At 62.2% G+C, this 16,859-nt stretch carries 16 protein-coding genes; 9 read left to right on the top strand and 7 right to left on the bottom strand.

The genetic code is table 11. The features are described 5' to 3' along the window. Nucleotides 1-52: 52 nt before the first annotated feature. Together O4H62_RS09765 and O4H62_RS09760 are read right to left on the bottom strand one after the other, a co-directional pair. Nucleotides 53-859, bottom strand: a complete 807-nt coding sequence (locus tag O4H62_RS09765) for an ABC transporter permease (protein WP_269387337.1) — start codon at nucleotides 857-859, stop codon at nucleotides 53-55. Continuing rightward, a complete protein-coding gene (locus O4H62_RS09760) occupies nucleotides 856-1,719 on the bottom strand; it encodes an ABC transporter permease (RefSeq protein WP_269387581.1) in 864 nt (287 codons plus the stop codon). The genes O4H62_RS09765 and O4H62_RS09760 overlap by 4 nt, the downstream gene beginning before the upstream one ends. A gap of 290 nt (nucleotides 1,720-2,009) precedes the next feature. On the opposite strand from O4H62_RS09760, the gene O4H62_RS09755 reads away from it, so the two are divergent. Continuing rightward, on the top strand, nucleotides 2,010-3,404 hold the full coding sequence (locus tag O4H62_RS09755; protein WP_269387336.1) for an aminotransferase: 1,395 nt from the start codon (nucleotides 2,010-2,012) through the stop codon (nucleotides 3,402-3,404). A gap of 99 nt (nucleotides 3,405-3,503) precedes the next feature. Here the strand turns inward: O4H62_RS09755 and O4H62_RS09750 are convergent, their stop codons facing one another. The 5 genes from O4H62_RS09750 to O4H62_RS09730 all read right to left on the bottom strand — a co-directional run bounded on the left by O4H62_RS09750 (nucleotide 3,504) and on the right by O4H62_RS09730 (nucleotide 8,377). After that, the gene (locus tag O4H62_RS09750; RefSeq protein ID WP_269387335.1) at nucleotides 3,504-4,706 is read right to left on the bottom strand and encodes an aromatic ring-hydroxylating oxygenase subunit alpha; all 1,203 of its coding nucleotides are present in this window, start codon (nucleotides 4,704-4,706) and stop codon (nucleotides 3,504-3,506) included. Between the two features lie 156 nt (nucleotides 4,707-4,862). Continuing rightward, nucleotides 4,863-6,176: a TRAP transporter large permease gene (locus O4H62_RS09745; RefSeq protein ID WP_269387332.1), complete on the bottom strand. Its 1,314-nt coding sequence runs from the start codon at nucleotides 6,174-6,176 to the stop codon at nucleotides 4,863-4,865. Beyond that, nucleotides 6,169-6,675, bottom strand: coding sequence for a TRAP transporter small permease (locus O4H62_RS09740; protein WP_269387331.1), 507 nt, complete (start codon nucleotides 6,673-6,675; stop codon nucleotides 6,169-6,171). Before O4H62_RS09740 ends, O4H62_RS09745 begins: the two co-directional genes overlap by 8 nt. Nucleotides 6,676-6,734: 59 nt before the next feature. After that, the gene (locus O4H62_RS09735; RefSeq protein ID WP_269387330.1) at nucleotides 6,735-7,757 is read right to left on the bottom strand and encodes a TRAP transporter substrate-binding protein; all 1,023 of its coding nucleotides are present in this window, start codon (nucleotides 7,755-7,757) and stop codon (nucleotides 6,735-6,737) included. Nucleotides 7,758-7,861: 104 nt separating this feature from the next. After that, nucleotides 7,862-8,377: a MarR family winged helix-turn-helix transcriptional regulator gene (locus tag O4H62_RS09730; RefSeq protein ID WP_269387329.1), complete on the bottom strand. Its 516-nt coding sequence runs from the start codon at nucleotides 8,375-8,377 to the stop codon at nucleotides 7,862-7,864. Between the two features lie 102 nt (nucleotides 8,378-8,479). On the opposite strand from O4H62_RS09730, the gene O4H62_RS09725 reads away from it, so the two are divergent. Genes O4H62_RS09725 through O4H62_RS09690 form a run of 8 tightly spaced genes read left to right on the top strand, consistent with a single transcriptional unit; the run spans nucleotide 8,480 to nucleotide 16,850 of the window. Beyond that, a complete protein-coding gene (locus O4H62_RS09725) occupies nucleotides 8,480-9,454 on the top strand; it encodes a PDR/VanB family oxidoreductase (protein WP_269387579.1) in 975 nt (324 codons plus the stop codon). 10 nt (nucleotides 9,455-9,464) lie between these two features. After that, nucleotides 9,465-10,808 carry an aromatic ring-hydroxylating dioxygenase subunit alpha gene (locus O4H62_RS09720; protein ID WP_269387327.1) on the top strand — a complete coding sequence of 448 codons (1,344 nt, stop codon included), beginning with the start codon at nucleotides 9,465-9,467 and terminating at the stop codon, nucleotides 10,806-10,808. Further along, on the top strand, nucleotides 10,805-11,284 hold the full coding sequence (locus tag O4H62_RS09715; protein ID WP_269387325.1) for an aromatic-ring-hydroxylating dioxygenase subunit beta: 480 nt from the start codon (nucleotides 10,805-10,807) through the stop codon (nucleotides 11,282-11,284). The genes O4H62_RS09720 and O4H62_RS09715 overlap by 4 nt, the downstream gene beginning before the upstream one ends. After that, nucleotides 11,281-12,924 carry an AMP-binding protein gene (locus O4H62_RS09710; protein ID WP_269387324.1) on the top strand — a complete coding sequence of 548 codons (1,644 nt, stop codon included), beginning with the start codon at nucleotides 11,281-11,283 and terminating at the stop codon, nucleotides 12,922-12,924. Before O4H62_RS09715 ends, O4H62_RS09710 begins: the two co-directional genes overlap by 4 nt. Beyond that, nucleotides 12,921-14,090, top strand: a complete 1,170-nt coding sequence (locus O4H62_RS09705) for a thiolase family protein (protein WP_269387323.1) — start codon at nucleotides 12,921-12,923, stop codon at nucleotides 14,088-14,090. Before O4H62_RS09710 ends, O4H62_RS09705 begins: the two co-directional genes overlap by 4 nt. After that, the gene (locus tag O4H62_RS09700) at nucleotides 14,087-15,331 is read left to right on the top strand and encodes an SDR family oxidoreductase (RefSeq protein WP_269387321.1); all 1,245 of its coding nucleotides are present in this window, start codon (nucleotides 14,087-14,089) and stop codon (nucleotides 15,329-15,331) included. The genes O4H62_RS09705 and O4H62_RS09700 overlap by 4 nt, the downstream gene beginning before the upstream one ends. Next, nucleotides 15,331-16,128, top strand: a complete 798-nt coding sequence (locus O4H62_RS09695; RefSeq protein ID WP_269387320.1) for a cyclase family protein — start codon at nucleotides 15,331-15,333, stop codon at nucleotides 16,126-16,128. Before O4H62_RS09700 ends, O4H62_RS09695 begins: the two co-directional genes overlap by 1 nt. Then, a complete protein-coding gene (locus tag O4H62_RS09690) occupies nucleotides 16,125-16,850 on the top strand; it encodes an SDR family NAD(P)-dependent oxidoreductase (RefSeq protein ID WP_269387319.1) in 726 nt (241 codons plus the stop codon). The genes O4H62_RS09695 and O4H62_RS09690 overlap by 4 nt, the downstream gene beginning before the upstream one ends. Nucleotides 16,851-16,859: the final 9 nt, after the last annotated feature.

The following is a 16,859-nucleotide window of genomic DNA, read 5'->3' as shown; positions in this document are numbered from 1 at the left end:
ATGGTCTATCGGCCCGTCTTGTCAGGTTGCTGTTCGGCTTCGGGTTCATTGCTCATGGGCGGACCGCCATCTTCCGTTCGGCGCGGCGGCGGAACAGTTCCGCGGCAGTGAGCAGAACGAGGGAGGCTGCAATGAGGATTGAGCCGAGTGCCAGCACATTGGGAAGCTTGGCGGCGAAGCGCAATTGACCCCAGATATAGACCGGCAGCGTCGGCTCTGTGCCGCTCAAGAAAAAGGCGAGGATGAATTCGTCGAGCGAGATGGTGAAGGTGACCAGAAGGCTCGAGACGATCGACGGCATCAGCATCGGAAGGGTGACGCGCCGGAGCGTGCCAAAGGCCGTCTCGCCCAGATCACGCGAGGCTTCCTCCATGCTCGGATCGAAGCCTTCGAAGCCCGAGACGAGAACTGTCACCGAATAGGGGACGCAGATCAGCAGGTGCCCGAGAATAACGGTGATCAGCGAGAGCTGCAAGCCGAGACCGAGCAGGACGACGAGCAGGGAAATGGCGATGATGATTTCCGGCAAGATAAGCGGCGCCATGATCAGGCTGCTGGCGGCCGCCTTGCCGCGGAAGCGATGCCGGGTGATGGCGCGGGCGGCGCAGATGCCGAGAACCGTGCTTAGGAAAGCGGCGCTGACGCCGACGATCAGCGAATTCCAGGCTGCGCCCTGCATGGCGGCATTGCCCGACAGGCTTTCGTACCAACGGAAGGTGAAGCCGACCAAGGGTAGCTTCGGGGTGGCGGAATCATTGAAGGAGAAGACCGGCAGCAGCAGGACCGGGAAATAGAGGATCGCCACATAGACGATCACATAGGTGGAAAGCAGCCGCCGGGGATTTGGAAGGAACCTCATTTGAGCAGCCTCTTGAGGCCGGCGAGCAGCAGGACGATGCCGCCCGCCACAATCGAGACGATGACCATGGTACTGACGGCGAGCGCCGCGCCCAGCGGCCAGTTCGAGGCCTTGCCGAACTGAACCTGGATGGCATTGGCGATCATCACGCCGTCCTTGCCGCCGACCAGTTTCGGGGTGACGTAATCGCCGACCGTGGGGATCATGACGATCATCAGCGCTGCGACGATGCCGGGCATGGTCAGTGGCAGTGTAATCCTGAGAAACCGCCGCACCGGGCCGTCGCCGAGATCGGCGGCAGCTTCGAGAAGAGAGCGGTCGAGCTTTTCCAGCGAAACGAAGAGCGGCAGGATGGCAAAGGCGGCCCAGCTGTGGGCCAGCGTGATGATGACGGCGTTGACGTTGTAGATCAGCCAGTTGAGCGGCTCGCTGATAATGCCGAGGGACAGCAGCCCGCTGTTGAGCACGCCCTTGTAGCCGAGAATGACCTTCCACGACAGGATACGCAGCAGGTAGCCCGACCAGAACGGAACGGTGATGACGAACAGCCATAGACCCTTGTAGCGGCCGCCGTGGAACGACACGAACCAGGCAACAGGGTAGGCGAGAATGACGGTGACGAAGGCGACGGTGACCGAGACGAATAGCGAGCGCATCAGGAGGTCACGGTAGATCGGCTCGGTCAGAGCCGCCTTGTAATTGTCGAGCGTGAAGGTGCGGTCGATGGTCAGGTAGTCCTGCGACCAGAAGCTGTTTGCCACGATCACGATGATCGGCCCGATCAAGAGCAGCATGGCGTAGAGCAGCGGCGGGGAGATGGTCAGCCAGCCCTTGCCTGTCTCCGAGCCTAAAAACCGCATGACGGGCGACTGGCCGCGATCGCGCTCAACAGGCAGTGTGGGGGCAGACGGATCCAAATGCAGTTCCTCGCCGTGACCGGATTTGCCGGCTGTTCCCGTGCCGGCATTCAGGGTGCCTGTTCTTCTCGCTCTCAGCCGGAACAGGTCGGCCCGATTTGAGGCCAAAAGAGAGTTGAATGCAAGCCGTTTTTCTGCCAAATTGACTGAACAGCCATTCAATAACTGCTTCATCTGGCGCCCCCGAACCTTTGTATTCAGGTGCCGCGCATGTCTTTCAGGAAGTTCGCATCATGCCCGATACAAACACCCATATGTACAAGAAGGCCACGCAGGACGCGGTTGATCACCTGATCCAGCCCTGGCCGACGGCAGGAACGATCGGAGCGGAAGCGCGCGGCATGCTGGGGTCGGGCGAAGGGGTCTATGTGCATGACGAGAAGGGCCGAAAGTTGATCGACGGTCCGGCCGGAATGTGGTGCACCAATGTCGGGCATCGCAACGAGATCCTGGCCGACACGCTCAGGCAGCAGGCGATGGAGCTGTCCTACAATTCTCCCTGGTACACGTCGAATGAACCGTCGGCGGAGCTGGCCCGGCGGATTGCCGACCACGCGCCCGGCGATCTCAACCACGTGTTCTTCACAACCGGCGGCTCGACGGCGGTGGAAAGCGCGCTCCGGTTCGCGCAGTACTACAACAATGTCCGCGGGCTCGAGAGCAAGAAGAAGTTCATCTGCCGCGATGGCGGATACCACGGCAGCACCTATCTGTCGGCGAGCTTGAACGGCAGCCAGCGGTCACGCAACTGGATGGATTTCGCCGATGACATGATGATCCGTCTGTCATGCCCGGATCCGTTCCGGCGGCCGAAGGGCATGAGTCTGGAGGATTTTCGCGACCAGCTTGTGGCCGAGTTCGCAGAGGCTGTGCGCGTGCACGGGCCCGAGAACATTGCGGCCTTCGTCGGCGAGCCGATCATGGCGTCGGGCGGGGTGATCGTTCCGCCGGAAGGATACTTCAAGGCGATCCGCGATATCTGCAGCGCCAACGACATCCTGTTCATTGCAGACGAGGTGGTCACCGCCTTCGGCCGGCTCGGGCACGTGTTTGCCTCCGAGAGCTGTTTCGACGTGGTGCCGGACATCATCACCTTCGCCAAGGGGGTCACATCCGGCTATTTCCCGCTGGGCGGCATGGTGGTGTCGGACCGGCTGCTTGCAAGCCTTCGCGCCTCCAACCATCCCGAGGCGATGTACGCGCATGGCCTGACCTATTCCAGCCATCCGATCGGCTGTGCGGTGGCCTTGAAGAACCTCGACATACTCGAAGATGAGCTGCTCGAGCATGCGCGCGAGATCACGCCCTATTTTCATGAGAAGATGAAAGGGCTGGAAGAGCTGGAACTTGTCGGCGAGGTGCGCGGCATGGGGCTCATGGCGTGCATCGAGTGCGTCGCGGACCGGGAAAGCCACAATCCGATCCGGCTTGATACCGAAGTCGGTGTGCGCATTGACCGGCACTGCCAGGAGCTTGGCCTTCTGGTGCGGCCGCTGGTGCACATGTGCGTGATGTCGCCGCCGCTGGTGATCAGCCGCGAGCAGATCGACACCATGGCCGGGATCCTGCACGAGGGGATCTCGCGGACCATGCGCGACCTGCGCCAGGAAGGAATTTGGCAGGGCTGACACCGCGCCGGAGACAAACGGTCGTAAGATCACAAAAGCAACACCCGCCCGAGGCAACCGCCAGGCGGGTGTAGCTTTTGTGACGCCGTCCGGAGGAGATCAGAAATCGATCGTCATCTCGGAGTTCAGCGCGGCAATCTCGTCTTCCTTCGGGCGCTCGTCGAGCGTGCTGACCGGAAGGGTTGCGCGGATATGATCGTGATGGCTGCGTACGCCGTATTCCAGATCGGAGAGATAGAAGCCCTGGAAGGCGCTTGAGCTCATCGCCTCGTTCGACCATTCGGTCAGCCGCACATCCTCGCCCATGGTCTCGTAGTCGATGCGGGCGGCAAGCTTGCGGGCGACGGTCTGTTGCCGGGTCTCGTCGCGGTAGCGGTAGATCGAGCCGCGCAGCAAGGTTTCGCCGGTCGAGAGCGGGAACTCCTGGTAGAACTGCGCGAGTTCCGGCGTGACGGCGATGACGGCATTAGGGAACATGCCGTAATAGACCCAGGCGCGCTCAAGGTAATCCGGCATGCCGGGGCGCGGCTGCATGGCCTTGAGATAATTCCGCACGCTCCAGCGCCGGCCGTTCTCGTTGCATTCGGCATAGGATCTGGAGATGCCGTTGACGAACGGCTCATCGTAGTAGGAGCGGCCGTAGAGATCCTGCAGCGCCGGGTGGGCCAGCGCCACGTGGTAGCCTTCATTGTCGACGTCGCGAACGGATTTCCAGTTGACCTTGGAAACCATCGTCCAGATCTCGCCGCTCGGCACCATGTCGGCGATGTTGAAATGGGCGATTTCCTCGGCGAAGGGCTGGAACAGTTCGGCCACCGAGCCTTGCGGGCCCTTTTCGAAGCGGACGAAGACGAAGCCGTTCCAGACTTCGGCCTCGAGCGGCTGCAGGCCGAACTCGACCTTGTCGAGGTCGGGGAAGGATTTGGGCCGTGCCGCGCCACGCAGGGTGCCGTCGAGATTGTAGACCCACCCGTGGAAGGGACAGACGAGCGCGCCCTTGCAGGAGCCGTGTTCATCGGCAACGACGCGGGCGCCGCGGTGACGGCACATGTTGTGGAAGGCGCGGACCTCGCCATCGGTGCCGCGCAGCACCAGCGCCCGCTCGCCGCACATGTCGAAGGCGGTGTAGTCGCCTGGGTCCGGCAGGTCCGAGACATGACAGGCGATCTGCCAGTGCTTGCGGAAGATCTCCTGCTTCTCGAGTTCGAGAAAGGCGTCGCTGTGATAGGTCCACCCGGGAAGGCCACGCCGGTCCCAGTTCTCGGGGATCGAAATATCACGATTTGAGACGTGGCGGTTCATCGGGCACCTATTTTTTTGAGTGTCTACTCAAAAAATAGTCCGATGGCCGGGTGAGGTCAAGCGAAAGCGGCAAGCCGTTGGTCCGGAGGGTGGTGCCAACCTCCGGTAAGCCTGCATTTTCATCGGGATTCACTCACCGTATCGCCGGTGTGCGTTCTACATCTGCGAGGGCAGGAACAGCACCAGCCAGGGAAACAGCACAAGGATCAGCAGCCTGACGATGTCCATCATCCAGAATGGCGTGACGCCCTTGAAGATGGTCCCGACCGAGATGTCGCCGACGACGCTCTTCAGGATGAAGACGTTGAGGCCGACCGGCGGGGTGATCAGGCTGATTTCGGTCACCACCACGACGACAATGCCGAACCAGACCGGGTCGTAGCCGAGCCCGACAACGATCGGGAAGAAGATCGGTACGGTCAGGAGCAGCATGGAGAGGCTCTCAAACACGCAGCCGAGCGCCACATAGATCAGGAGGATCACCGTCATCACGAGCCAGGGCGACAGGTCGGCGCTGACGATCATCTCCTTGAGGCCTTCGGGCAGGCCTGCGTAGTTGACGAAGTTGGAGAAGATCCAGGCGCCGATGAGAACGCTGAACAGCTGCGCGGTGGTGGAGGCGGTTTCCTTGAGAACGGTCATTGTCTCGCCGACCGACAGTGATCCGCGGAACAGGGCGATCAAGAAAGCGCCCATGGCGCCCATGCCCGCGGCTTCCGTGGGGGAGAAGGTGAGGTGGAGCGGCCAGAAATCGAGCGCGCCGTAGAGTCCGCCGATCACCAGGAAGAACAGCAAGAGCACCGACCAGACCCCGCGCAGGGCCTGCATTTTCTCGCCGAGGCTGAAGCGCCGGCCGGCCGGACCGGCCGCGGGATTGCGGAAGACCGAGATTTGTACGGCCACCAGGTAGAACACGATGCCGAGGATGCCGGGAATGATGCCGGCGATGAACAGCTTGCCGATCGAGGTTTCGGTGAGCAGGCCATAGATCACCAGGATGACTGATGGAGGGATCAGGATCCCCAGCGTTCCACCGGCGGCGATCGAAGCCGAGGACAGCTCATCGGAATAGCCGAGTTTTCGCATTTCCGGCATCACCACCTTGGACATGGTGGCGGCGGTGGCGAGCGACGAGCCGCAGATGGCGGCAAAGCCGCCGCAGGCGGCAATGGTGGCCATTGCGAGGCCGCCGCGGAAATGGCCGAGAAAGGCGTTGGAGACCTGGTAGAGTTCGCGGCTGATGCCGCCCTTGTTGACGAACAGGCCCATCAGGATGAACAGCGGCACCACGGAAAGCCCGTAATCCTGGCTGGTGTCGATGATCAGCCGGGACACCAGCGAGATCGCCGCGGTGAAATTGGTTTCGTAGGTCATGCCGGCCATGCCGACGATGGCCATGGCAAAGGCAATGGGCATCCGCAGCAGCACCAGAAGCAGCACTGCGGCAAAACCGATGATGGATTCAATCATGTGCGCCTCGGAGAAGGTCTGGCTTGAAGAGAGTCACCATGCCGCGCAGCGCCATCGTGATTGCGGTGACCAGCGTCATGAAGGCGATGAACCAAGTGATGTAGAACACCGGGATCGAGAGATATTCGGTCAGATCGCCGTAACTCCTGGCGCGGTTGGCCAGATCAAACGACCGCATGGCGGGCCAGACCAACAGAATGCCGCAGATCAGCATGATCAGCCCGTCGAGAATGCGCTTGATGCCGGCGCGCAGGAAGATCGGATCGAGCAGGTCGACAACGATATGCTCGGCGCGGCCGGACACAACCGGCAGCGAGGCAAAGACGATCACCGCCATGGCGATGCGGGTGAGTTCGGTGGCCGCCTCGATGGGGGCCGAGAAGGTGGAGCGCATGATGACATCGGCAAATGTCAGCACCATCAGGATGAACAGGGTTACCGCGGCGAGGAGCATCGGCAACTCCGTCAACCGGTTCAGCAATCTGGCGAAGGATTTCATGAAAGGCTCCTTGCAGGCGGGTGTGCGGGGGCAGGGCGGTGCATGCCCCCGCAACGATATTACTTGCCGTAGGATGCCATTGTCGATGCCACCATTTCGTGGGCGGCGTCTGCATCGATCCCCAGCGCCGAGATCTCGGCGAGGACCTTGGTGCGCACCCGCGCAGCCATTTCAGCGAACTTGGCCTGGTCCTCTTCGCTGGCGGTGACGATCTTGTTGTCACCGGCGGCGAGGGTGGCTTCGCGTGCGGCTTCGTCGCTCTTGTCCCAGGCGATGCCCATCATCTTGGAAGCGGGCTCACCGAAGACCTTTGATTCAAGCGCTGCCTTCACATCGTCAGGCATCGAGTTGAACTTGTCTTCGCTCATGAGCACGGCAAAGGCGCCGCGGTAGAAGCCGCCCGGCATTTCGTAGACATTCTTGGCGACTTCGTTGAGCTTGAAGCTGAGGCGTTCGCCCATGTTCATGGCAACCGCGTCGGCCGCGCCCGAAGACAGCGTCTCGTAGACCTTCGGAGCTGGCACCTGTATGCCGATCAGGCCGAGTTCGGCGCCGACATCGGCCGAAACGCCGCCGCCGAGGCGGGTCTTGAGGCCATTGAGATCGGCCAGGGTGTTGACTGGCTTGTTGGAGTGGATCTGGCCGGGGCCATGGGTGGTCAGCGCGATGACCTTGGTGCCCTTGAACTCGTCGAGCTTGGCCAGGTACTTCTCGTGGGCCTGCCAATAGGCGACGGATGCGGCTTCGGCATTGCCTTCATAGCCCGGAAGCTCGATCAGCTTGGTGCCTACGAAACGTCCCGGCTGGTAGCCGTTGAAGATGATGGTAATATCGGCGGCACCATCAAGAATCAGGTCCATCTGCGCCGGCGGGGGGGCAAGGCCCAACTTGATCTCGCCGCTGACCTTGCCGTCAGTGGCTTCTTCCATCATGTCGACGAGGCCCTCGAGCATGTCGACATTGATCGGATGTGATGGCGGCAGCCAGCTTGAAATGGTCAGATTGATGTCCGCAGCCATTGCTGAGGCGGAAAAGCCAACCGCCAGCATCGTGCTTGCCATTAGGGTCCCAAACTTTTTCATGCACTTCCTCCCGGTGAGTGACGGTCAGATAGTCATCTTCTGACCTTGACGCTAGAAACATGCAATATCATATAAAAACATGCAATGTCATCTATCCATCTTTTTCATGAATCTGCAGTTTCGGCGTTTCTGGCGAGCGAAACAGTATTGTCGCCTTGACCGGACTGGTCGGATTCGAGATGGCGGATCAATGCCCGCAACGTGTCCTTGATTTCGGTGCCATCGCCGCCGTGGAACGATTTGAGCAATTCCAGTTCATGGGCTCTCGCGTCCGCAACCAGTTCATCGGCAAGAGTCCGCCCCTGCGGCGTGAGGAACACCCGCACGCGGCGACCGTCCTTCGGATCGCTTCGGCGGCTGACCAGGCCGCGGGCATCCATCTGGATGATAATCTTTGTCAGGCGCGATTGTTCGATCATGGCGTAACGCGCCAGTTCGGTGACCATGGAGCCATCGGTATCGGTCAGGCAGGCCATGACGCGCCACTCGGGAACGCGCAGCCCGCGGGTGCGAACGTGACTGTGAAAGCGCGCGCTTGCCGCCTCGCTTGCCGCCGCCAGAAGATAGAGCAGGTAGTTTGGGACAAAAGGGTCGTTGGGGTTTTCGATTGTCTTGTTCATCCGGATTCCGCGCTCTCAGGGGAGCTTTCATCGCATCCCCTTCGTGTATCTTCAACAAAAACCTCTTGACAAGATTTATATGAAAATTCATGTTTCTTGGCAATGGAGATCTGGGAAGTGCTTGAGCCGGTCAAATTGAAAGTCGCGTCTGCCCGCATGCTGACGGAAACCGTTCGGCAGCTGGAATTTGTCCGCAGTGACGGTGGGGCGCTTGCCGGCTACACGCCCGGGGCTCACGTCAAGTTCAGTTTGCCGGCCGGAGAGCGGTCCTATTCGCTCGTCGATTTCGAGCCTGTGTCACCGGGCAGCGGCGTCGGCCGGTACCGATTTGCAGTCCAGCTCGAGGCGCAGAGTACCGGCGGGTCGCGGTACATGCACGATCTTGCTATTGATGACGAGGTCCTGGCCCTGCCGCCGGGCAACGATTTTCCGCTGGTTGCGGGCAAGCCGGCGCTGCTGATTGCCGGCGGCATCGGCGTCACGCCGATCGTCAGCATGGCAAACGCGCTCAAGCACGATGAAACTCCGTTCCGCTTCCACTATGCCGGACGGACCAGCGCGGCGATGGCCTACCGGGACGAGCTGGAACAGGCGTTTGGCGATCAACTGACCCTGCATTTCGATGACCAGCCCGAAACCGCGTTGAACATTGCCGCGCTGGCCGCATCAGTCGGCCCGGAAGAGCACGTTTATGTCTGCGGCCCCAAGGGCATGATCGAGGCGGTGAAATCGGCGATGGAGGCGGCAGGCGTTACACCGGACCGGATCCATTTCGAACTGTTTGCCTCGGCCGCCGAGCAGGCTGGTGACAGGGCCTTCGAGGTCGAGATCCGGGCGACCGGCGAGGTCTTCGAGATCCCGGTCGGAAAGACCATCATCGATGTGCTCGAGGCAGGCGGCGTCGAACTCATTCACGACTGTCTGCGCGGCGATTGCGGGATCTGTCAGACCGAGGTGATCGCGGGCGAGCCCGATCACCGCGATGTGGTGCTCAGCGATGCCGAGAAGGCTGAAGGCAAAGTCATGCAGATTTGCGTGAGCCGGGCGAAATCCGCCCGCCTCGTGCTCGATCTATAGGGAGGTAGGAATGGCACGATATTCAGACAATCCGGCTGCGATCAGGGACCTTTTTCGCGGCAACGAGGTCCATCGCGACGTCTACATTGATCCGGAAATCTACAAGCTCGAGATGAAGCACCTGTTTGCCAATGCGTGGGTGTTTGTCGGGCATGAAAGCCAGACGCCGAACAAGGGCGACTATTTCTCCACGCAAGTGGGTGACCAGCCGGTCATACAGGTTCGCCACAGCGACGGCGAGGTGCATGTGCTGCACAATCGCTGCCCGCACAAGGGCACGAAGATCGTCATCGACAGGGCCGGCAACACCGGCAAGTTCTTCCGCTGTCCCTATCATGCCTGGTCCTTCAAGACCGACGGCTGCCTCTTGGCGATCCCGCTTAAGAAGGGCTACGAGAACACCGGCTTTGACAAAAGCGACAGTGGCAAGGGCATGAAGGCCGTAGGTGAAGTCAGGAACTACCGCGGCTTCATCTTCTGCCGCCTGGCCGAAACCGGGATCTCGTTCGAGGAGTACTTCGACGGTTCGCTGTCTTCGATCGACAACATGGTCGACCGCTCGCCTGCGGGCAGGCTCGAGGTCGCCGGGCCGCCGCTCAGATACATGCATCACTGCAACTGGAAAATGCTGGTCGAGAACCAGACCGACACCTGCCATCCGATGGTGGCGCACGAGAGTTCGGCCGGTACCGCGGTCAAGCTGTGGGAAGAACTCGACATGCCGGAAGGCACGCCGTTGCCGCCGGCAATGGAGATCATCGCACCCTTCATGTCGCCCTACGAGTTCTTCGAGAACATGGGCATCCGGACCTGGCCGAACGGCCATGGCCACACCGGCGTGCATCATTCGATCCACTCCAACTACTCGGCCATTCCCGGATACATGGAGAAGATGGTCGAGGCCTATGGCGAGGAAAAGGCCAAAGCAATCCTGGGCGAAAACCGCCACAACACGGTCTATTTCCCCAACATCATGATCAAGGGGCCGATCCAGCAGCTTCGCGTTTTCATTCCGCTGGCGGCGGACAAGACGCTGGTGGAGAGCTACATCTACCGCCTCGTCGACGGGCCCGAGCAGCTGACCGCGCGCACCGCGATGTACAACCGCATGATCAACGCGCCGACGTCGATCGTCGGGCATGACGATCTGGAAATGTACGAGCGGGCGCAGGAGGGGTTGCAGTCTGACGGAATGGAATGGGTCAACATCCAGCGGCTCTACCAGGAGGATGAGGACTTCAGCGAGGAAAAGGTCGAAAACGGCACCACGGAGCGGCAGATGCGCAACCAGTTCGATGCCTGGGTCAAGTTCATGATTTCTGACATGGACGATGTCCGGGAGGCTGCGGAATGAGTGTTTCCAAGGATCAGCTGATCGACTTCATCTATGAAGAAGTGCGCATGCTCGATGAAGGGCGCTACGATGAATGGCTCGCGCTGTGGCTCAAGGATGGCCACTACTGGATGCCGCTCGATTACAACCAGACCGATCCGCTGAACGTGACCTCGCTGATGTATGAAGACCTGTTCATGCTGAAATTGCGGGTCGAGCGGCTCAACGGGGCGCGCACCTTCTCTCAGAAGCCCAAGAGCCGGTGTCATCACGTCATCCAGCGTCCGTTTGTCGACGAGATCGACGAGGCCGCCGGAACCTTCGTGACCAAGACCTTCATGCATTATGTTGAGACCCGGCTTGACGAGCAGTTCCTGCTGGCGCTGACCGCGCGGCACGAACTCGCGCTGGTTGACGGCAAGCTCCGGATCGCCAACAAGCGGGTCGACATCCTCAACTGCGACGCGGCCTTCCGCAACATCCAGCTGCTGCCATGATCGAGCCGGGAACCCAGACCATCTGGCAGGCCTTTGCCGCCAGCGCCGGGCTTTATCCGGACCGTCCCGTGTTCAACGTCATGGCGGAGACGGCCGCGATCTACGGCATCGAACCCGGCGAGACGAGCTACCGGCAGGCACAGGAGCAAGTCACGGAACTTGCGGCGGCGCTGCAACAGAAAGGCTATGGCCCGGGATTCCGGGTCATGCTGCTTCTGGAAAACCGGCCGCAGTTTTTTGTCTGGCTGCTTGCGCTCAACCGGATCGGCGCCTCCGTGGTTCCGGTCAATCCGGACTTGAGGCATTCGGAACTCACCTATATGGCGGGACACTCTGAGCCTTCGCTGATCGTGGCGCTTGCGGATCGTTGCGATGGTCTCGCCGCTGCGGCCCGGGAAGCCGGGCTTTCGGTTCCGGTAATCGCGCCGGGGGATCCGGTGCCCCAGCCCGGCACAGCGGGGCCGGTTGCGCTGCGCGTAGACGAGGGCGGCGAGGAACTGGGTGGCGAGGAGATGGAAGCAGCGCTGCTCTATACCTCCGGCACCACCGGCAGCCCCAAGGGCTGCATACTGACCAACACCTATTTTCTTGAAGCCGGACGCTGGTATGCCAATGCCGGGGGGCTTTGCGCACTGACGACCGGTGGCGAGCGGATGATCACGCCGCTGCCGATCTTTCACATGAACGCCATGGCCTATTCCTTCATGGCGATGGTCGCCGTCGGCGGCTGCCTGACCGTGCTCGACCGGTTTCATCCGTCGAGCTGGTGGCGCAGCGTGCGCGAAAGCGGTGCCACATGCCTGCATTATCTCGGCGTCATGCCGTCGATGCTGATGGGCGCGCCGGAGGCGCAGTCGGACAGGGACCATGCAGTCCGGTTCGGGTTCGGTGCAGGCGTCGATCCGAAACTCCATGCGGCATTCGAGGCCCGCTTCGGCTTTCCGCTGGTTGAGGCCTGGGCCATGACGGAAACCGGTGCGGGGGCGGTGATCTGCGCCAACCGGCTGCCGCGCCGGGTGGGCGAGAGCTGCCTGGGCAAGCCCGGGCCGGAACTCGAGGCGCGGATCGTCGATACAGACGGCTATGTGAGCCAAAGCGGACCGGGCGAGCTGCTGGTCCGGCATGCGGGCAGGGATCCCCGCCGCGGATTTTTCGCAGGCTATTTCAAGAACGCTGACGCCACCGATGAAGCCTGGGCGGACAGCTGGTTTCACACCGGCGACATCGTCCGCCGGGAAGCAGACGGCTCGATATTCTTCGTCGACCGCAAGAAGAACGTGATCCGTCGATCGGGCGAGAACATCGCCGCTGTCGAAGTCGAATCGGCGCTGATGCGGCATCCGGCGGTCAAGGCCGCCGCGGTTGCGGCGGTGGCCGATCCGGTGCGCGGGGACGAGGTGTTTGCCTGCCTGAAAGTGGACGGCGAGCCGGGCGAGGCGCTGGCCCTCGAGATTGTCGGCTGGTGCCTGGGGCAGCTCGCCTATTACAAGGCGCCGGGCTATGTCGCCTTTGTCGACGCCCTGCCACTGACATCGACACAGAAAATCCAGCGCCGGGAACTCAAGGAGCTGGCCGAGAGGCTTGTGCAGGACCCGGCAACGGTAGACACTCGCGGCATGAAGAAGCGGACGGCAGCGTGAAGCGGCAGAGTTACGACGGGGTGGTTTTGACCGCGCCTGTCTCGGTGCCCTATGTCCGTTATTCGCAGGAAACCGCGCACTGGTGGATCGCGCGTGCGCTGAAGCAGACGCTCGAAGTGGCGGGGCTTTCACCGCGGGAGCTGGACGGGTTCTCGGTCTCCAGTTTCACGCTGTTTCCCGACACGCCTGTGGGGCTGACCCAGCATCTGGGAGTGAGTCCGCGATGGCTTGACAGCATTCCGATGGGCGGCGCCAGCGGGGTGGTGGCGCTGAGGCGTGCCGCGCGCGCGGTGCAGGTCGGTGACGTCGACGTGGTCGCCTGCATTGCCGGGGATGCCAACCGGATCGACAGTTTCCGGCAGCTGCTGTCTTCGTTCTCGCGCTTTGCGATGGATGCCTCCTATCCCTACGGATCGGGCGGGCCGAATGCCAGTTTCGCGCTGATCGCTGACGCCTACATGGCCGAGTACGGGGTGACGCGCGAGGACTTCGGCCGCATCGCGGTGGCCCAGCGCGCCAATGCGCTGAACTATCCCAACGCCATGATGAAATCGCCGCTCACGCTTGAGCAATATCTCTCCGCCCGGCCGATTTCCGAACCGTTCGGACTGTTCGATTGCGTCATGCCCTGCGCAGGCGCCGAAGGCTTTCTGGTGATGCGTGAGGAGGAGGCGCAGAAGCGCGGTCTCGCCTATGCGAGGATCTCGGCCACGATCGAGCGGCACAACGCCTTTCCCGAGGACCCGGTTCAGCTGCGCGGCGGCTGGGCGATGGACATCGACGAGCTCTACGGGATGGCGGGTTGCGGGCCTGAAGCCATAGATCTGCTGCAGACCTATGATGATTACCCGGTGATCTCGATGATGCAGTTCGAGGATCTGGGGTTTTGCGCCAAGGGCGAGGGAGCGCGCTTCGTGCGCGAACACGACCTGACGATCACCGGCGACTTTCCGCACAACACCTCGGGCGGGCAGCTGTCTGCCGGGCAGGCGGGCGCCGCCGGCGGTTATCTCGGGCTGGTCGAGGCGATCAGGCAGGTCACCGGCCAGGCCGGCGGCACGCAGGTTGCCAAGGCCCGGACCGCGATGGTGTCGGGGTTCGGGATGATCAATTACGACCGGGGCTTGTGTTCATCGGCGACGATCCTGACGGGAGAGGGTGCATGACCGAAAAGCTTCTGCCGCCGCAAAAGAAAAACCCGCAACTGCGCCAGATGGTGCCGACACTGCCGCCGCAGATGCGTTCGCGGGCGGCGCTGGGGCTGACGTCCGCCGCGGCGCGGGGCGTGTTTTCGCTGCAGCATTGCGAAGCGTGCGGAACTGTCCAGTATCCGCCGCGCGATGCATGCTGCACCTGCCTCTCGGTTGATCTCGCCTGGCGCGAGACGGCGCGGGACGGAACGGTGATCGCCGAGACCCGCATTCACGCCTCGCCCGATCCCTATTACCGCGAGCGGCTGCCGTGGCGTTCCGGCCTGGTGCGGCTCGCGGCCGGGCCGACGGTTCTGTGCCATCTGCACGGCGATGTCGGCCGTGGCGACACAATTCGCATGGATCTCAAGCTCGACAAGGCCGGACAGGGCGTGATGATCGCTCTGCCCCAGGAAAGGAGTCCCGACATGGAGGACGATCCGCAATTGCGCGAGCTCACCGCGCACCCGAAACACCGGCGGGTGCTGATCACCGACATCAGGTCGCCGGCGACAGGGCCTCTGATCGAGGCGCTGCTGAAAGCGGGCGCGTCGCACATCTTTGTCGGGGAGTCCGAAAGCTGGCGGCGCGGCTCGGATCATGCGGCGATCGCTGCGCTGGAGCGGGTGTCGGTGATGCCGCTCGATGTTTCCGACCCGTCGTCGGTGAAGAAACTGGCGGCAGAGATCGGCGGCAAGACCGATATCCTGATCAACACCGCGCGGCATGTGCGGCCCGGTGGCGTGCTCGGCTCCGACACGGTGTTCGCGCGTGAAGAATTCGAGATCAATGCGCTGGGGCTGATGCGGCTGGCGCAGGCCTTCGGCCCGGGGATGGCGTCGCGCACCGCTGACGGCGTCAATTCCGCCGTTGCCTTCGTCAATCTCCTGTCGGTGCACGCCCTGTCGGCTGACCCGCAGTATGGCGCGTTTTCGGCCAGCCAGGCGGCGGCGCTGTCGATCAGCCAGACGCTGAGGGCCGAGTTCCGCGCTTCGGGACTCAGGGTGATCAATGTCTTTGCCGGGCCGACCGATGACGAATGGCATCAACCGCTGCCACCGCCGAAAGTGGCGCCGAAAGTACTCTCCAAGTCCATCGTCGAAGCGCTCTGCGAAGGGCTCGAGGATGTCTATTGCGGAGATGTCGCGAAAGATCTGGAGGAGCGCTGGCGGCGTGATCCCAAGGTTCTGGAACGTGAACTGGCGGGAGGGGCCTGATGAGCAATCCACTCGAAGGACTTGCCGCGGCACTTGCTGACGGCTCGGTTGAAATTGTCGATCTGACCCACACGCTGGATCCGGATTTCCCGGTGATTGTGCTGCCGCCGGAATTCGGCCAGTGCGCCCGGTTCCGGATGGAGGAAGTCTCTGCCTATGACGGCCGTGGGCCGGCATGGAAATGGCACAATATCTCGATGAACGAACATACCGGCACGCATTTCGATGCGCCGATCCACTGGGTGTCGGGCCGCGACGTCGCCAATGGCGCTGTCGATGAAATCGATCCCTCGGTTTTCGTCGGGCCGGTGGTGGTGATCGATTGCTCCGAAGGTGCTGCGCGCAACGATGATTTCGAGCTGACGCCGGAGATCATCGACGCCTGGGAGGCCGAGCATGGCCCGATTCCGGCGGACAGCTGGGTGCTGATGCGCACAGACTGGTCGAAACGGCGCGGCGCCGAGTATCTCAACATGGCTGACGACGGGCCGCATTCACCGGGGCCCACTCCAGCGGCGATCGAGGCCTTGCTGGCCAGGGATATTCGCGGCTTCGGAACCGAGACGGTTGGCACCGATGCGGGGCAGGGGTCGCATTACTCGCCACCCTATCCGGCGCATTACCTGCTCCATGGGGCGGGAAAGTACGGGCTGCAATGCCTATCCAATCTCGACCGGCTGCCGCCGACGGGCGCGATGCTGATCGCGCCGCCGCTGAAGATCAAGGGCGGCACCGGCAGCCCGCTCAGGGTGCTGGCGCTGGTGCCCGTACGGACAGGTTCTGGAGAAAGAGCATGAGCGAATACACCGCCGTCATCACCGGCGCGTCCAAGGGGATCGGCGCGGACCTGGCCGGCAAACTGCTCGAGCGCGGCTACACGGTGATCAACCTGTCGCGTAATGCGCCTGAGTGGGAGCATGAGCGGCTCGTCAGCCTGGAATGCGATCTGCTCGATGCGGAGGCGGTGAAAGCCGCCACCTCCCGCATCGTCGCCGACCATGCCGTCACCCACTTCGTTCACAATGCGGGCCTGATCTGGCCCAACCTGGTGGAAGAGGCCAAGCCGGAGGACATCACCGGTCTGGCGCAACTGCACCTTGGATCGGCGCTGATGCTGCTGCAGGGCTTCCTGCCGTCGATGAAGGCGAAGAAATTCGGCCGGGTGATGTTCAACGGCTCGCGCGCGGCGCTTGGCGTGCCGACGCGCACTGCCTATTCCGCCACCAAGGCCGGGATGATCGGCATGGCGCGGACCTGGGCGCTGGAACTGGCGCCGCATGGCATCACCGTCAATGTGGTGGCGCCGGGGCCGATCCAGACCGACAATTTCTGGGGCATCATCCCGAAAGGCAGCGACCGCGAGGCAGATCTTGCCAACAGGATCCCGGTCGGACGGCTGGGATCGGTCGACGATGTCAGCAATGCGTTCCTGTTCTTCTGCGATCCGTCGAGCGGCTTTGTCACCGGGCAGACACTCTATGTCTGCGGTGGCACCAGCATCGGCATGATCAACCTGTAGGCGGGCGGG

The organism is Parahoeflea alexandrii (genome assembly GCF_027214025.1).
GTDB lineage: Bacteria > Pseudomonadota > Alphaproteobacteria > Rhizobiales > Rhizobiaceae > Hoeflea > Hoeflea alexandrii_A.
Note: the sequence above shows the minus strand (reverse complement) of the source record. Positions and strands in the feature narration are given on the sequence as shown.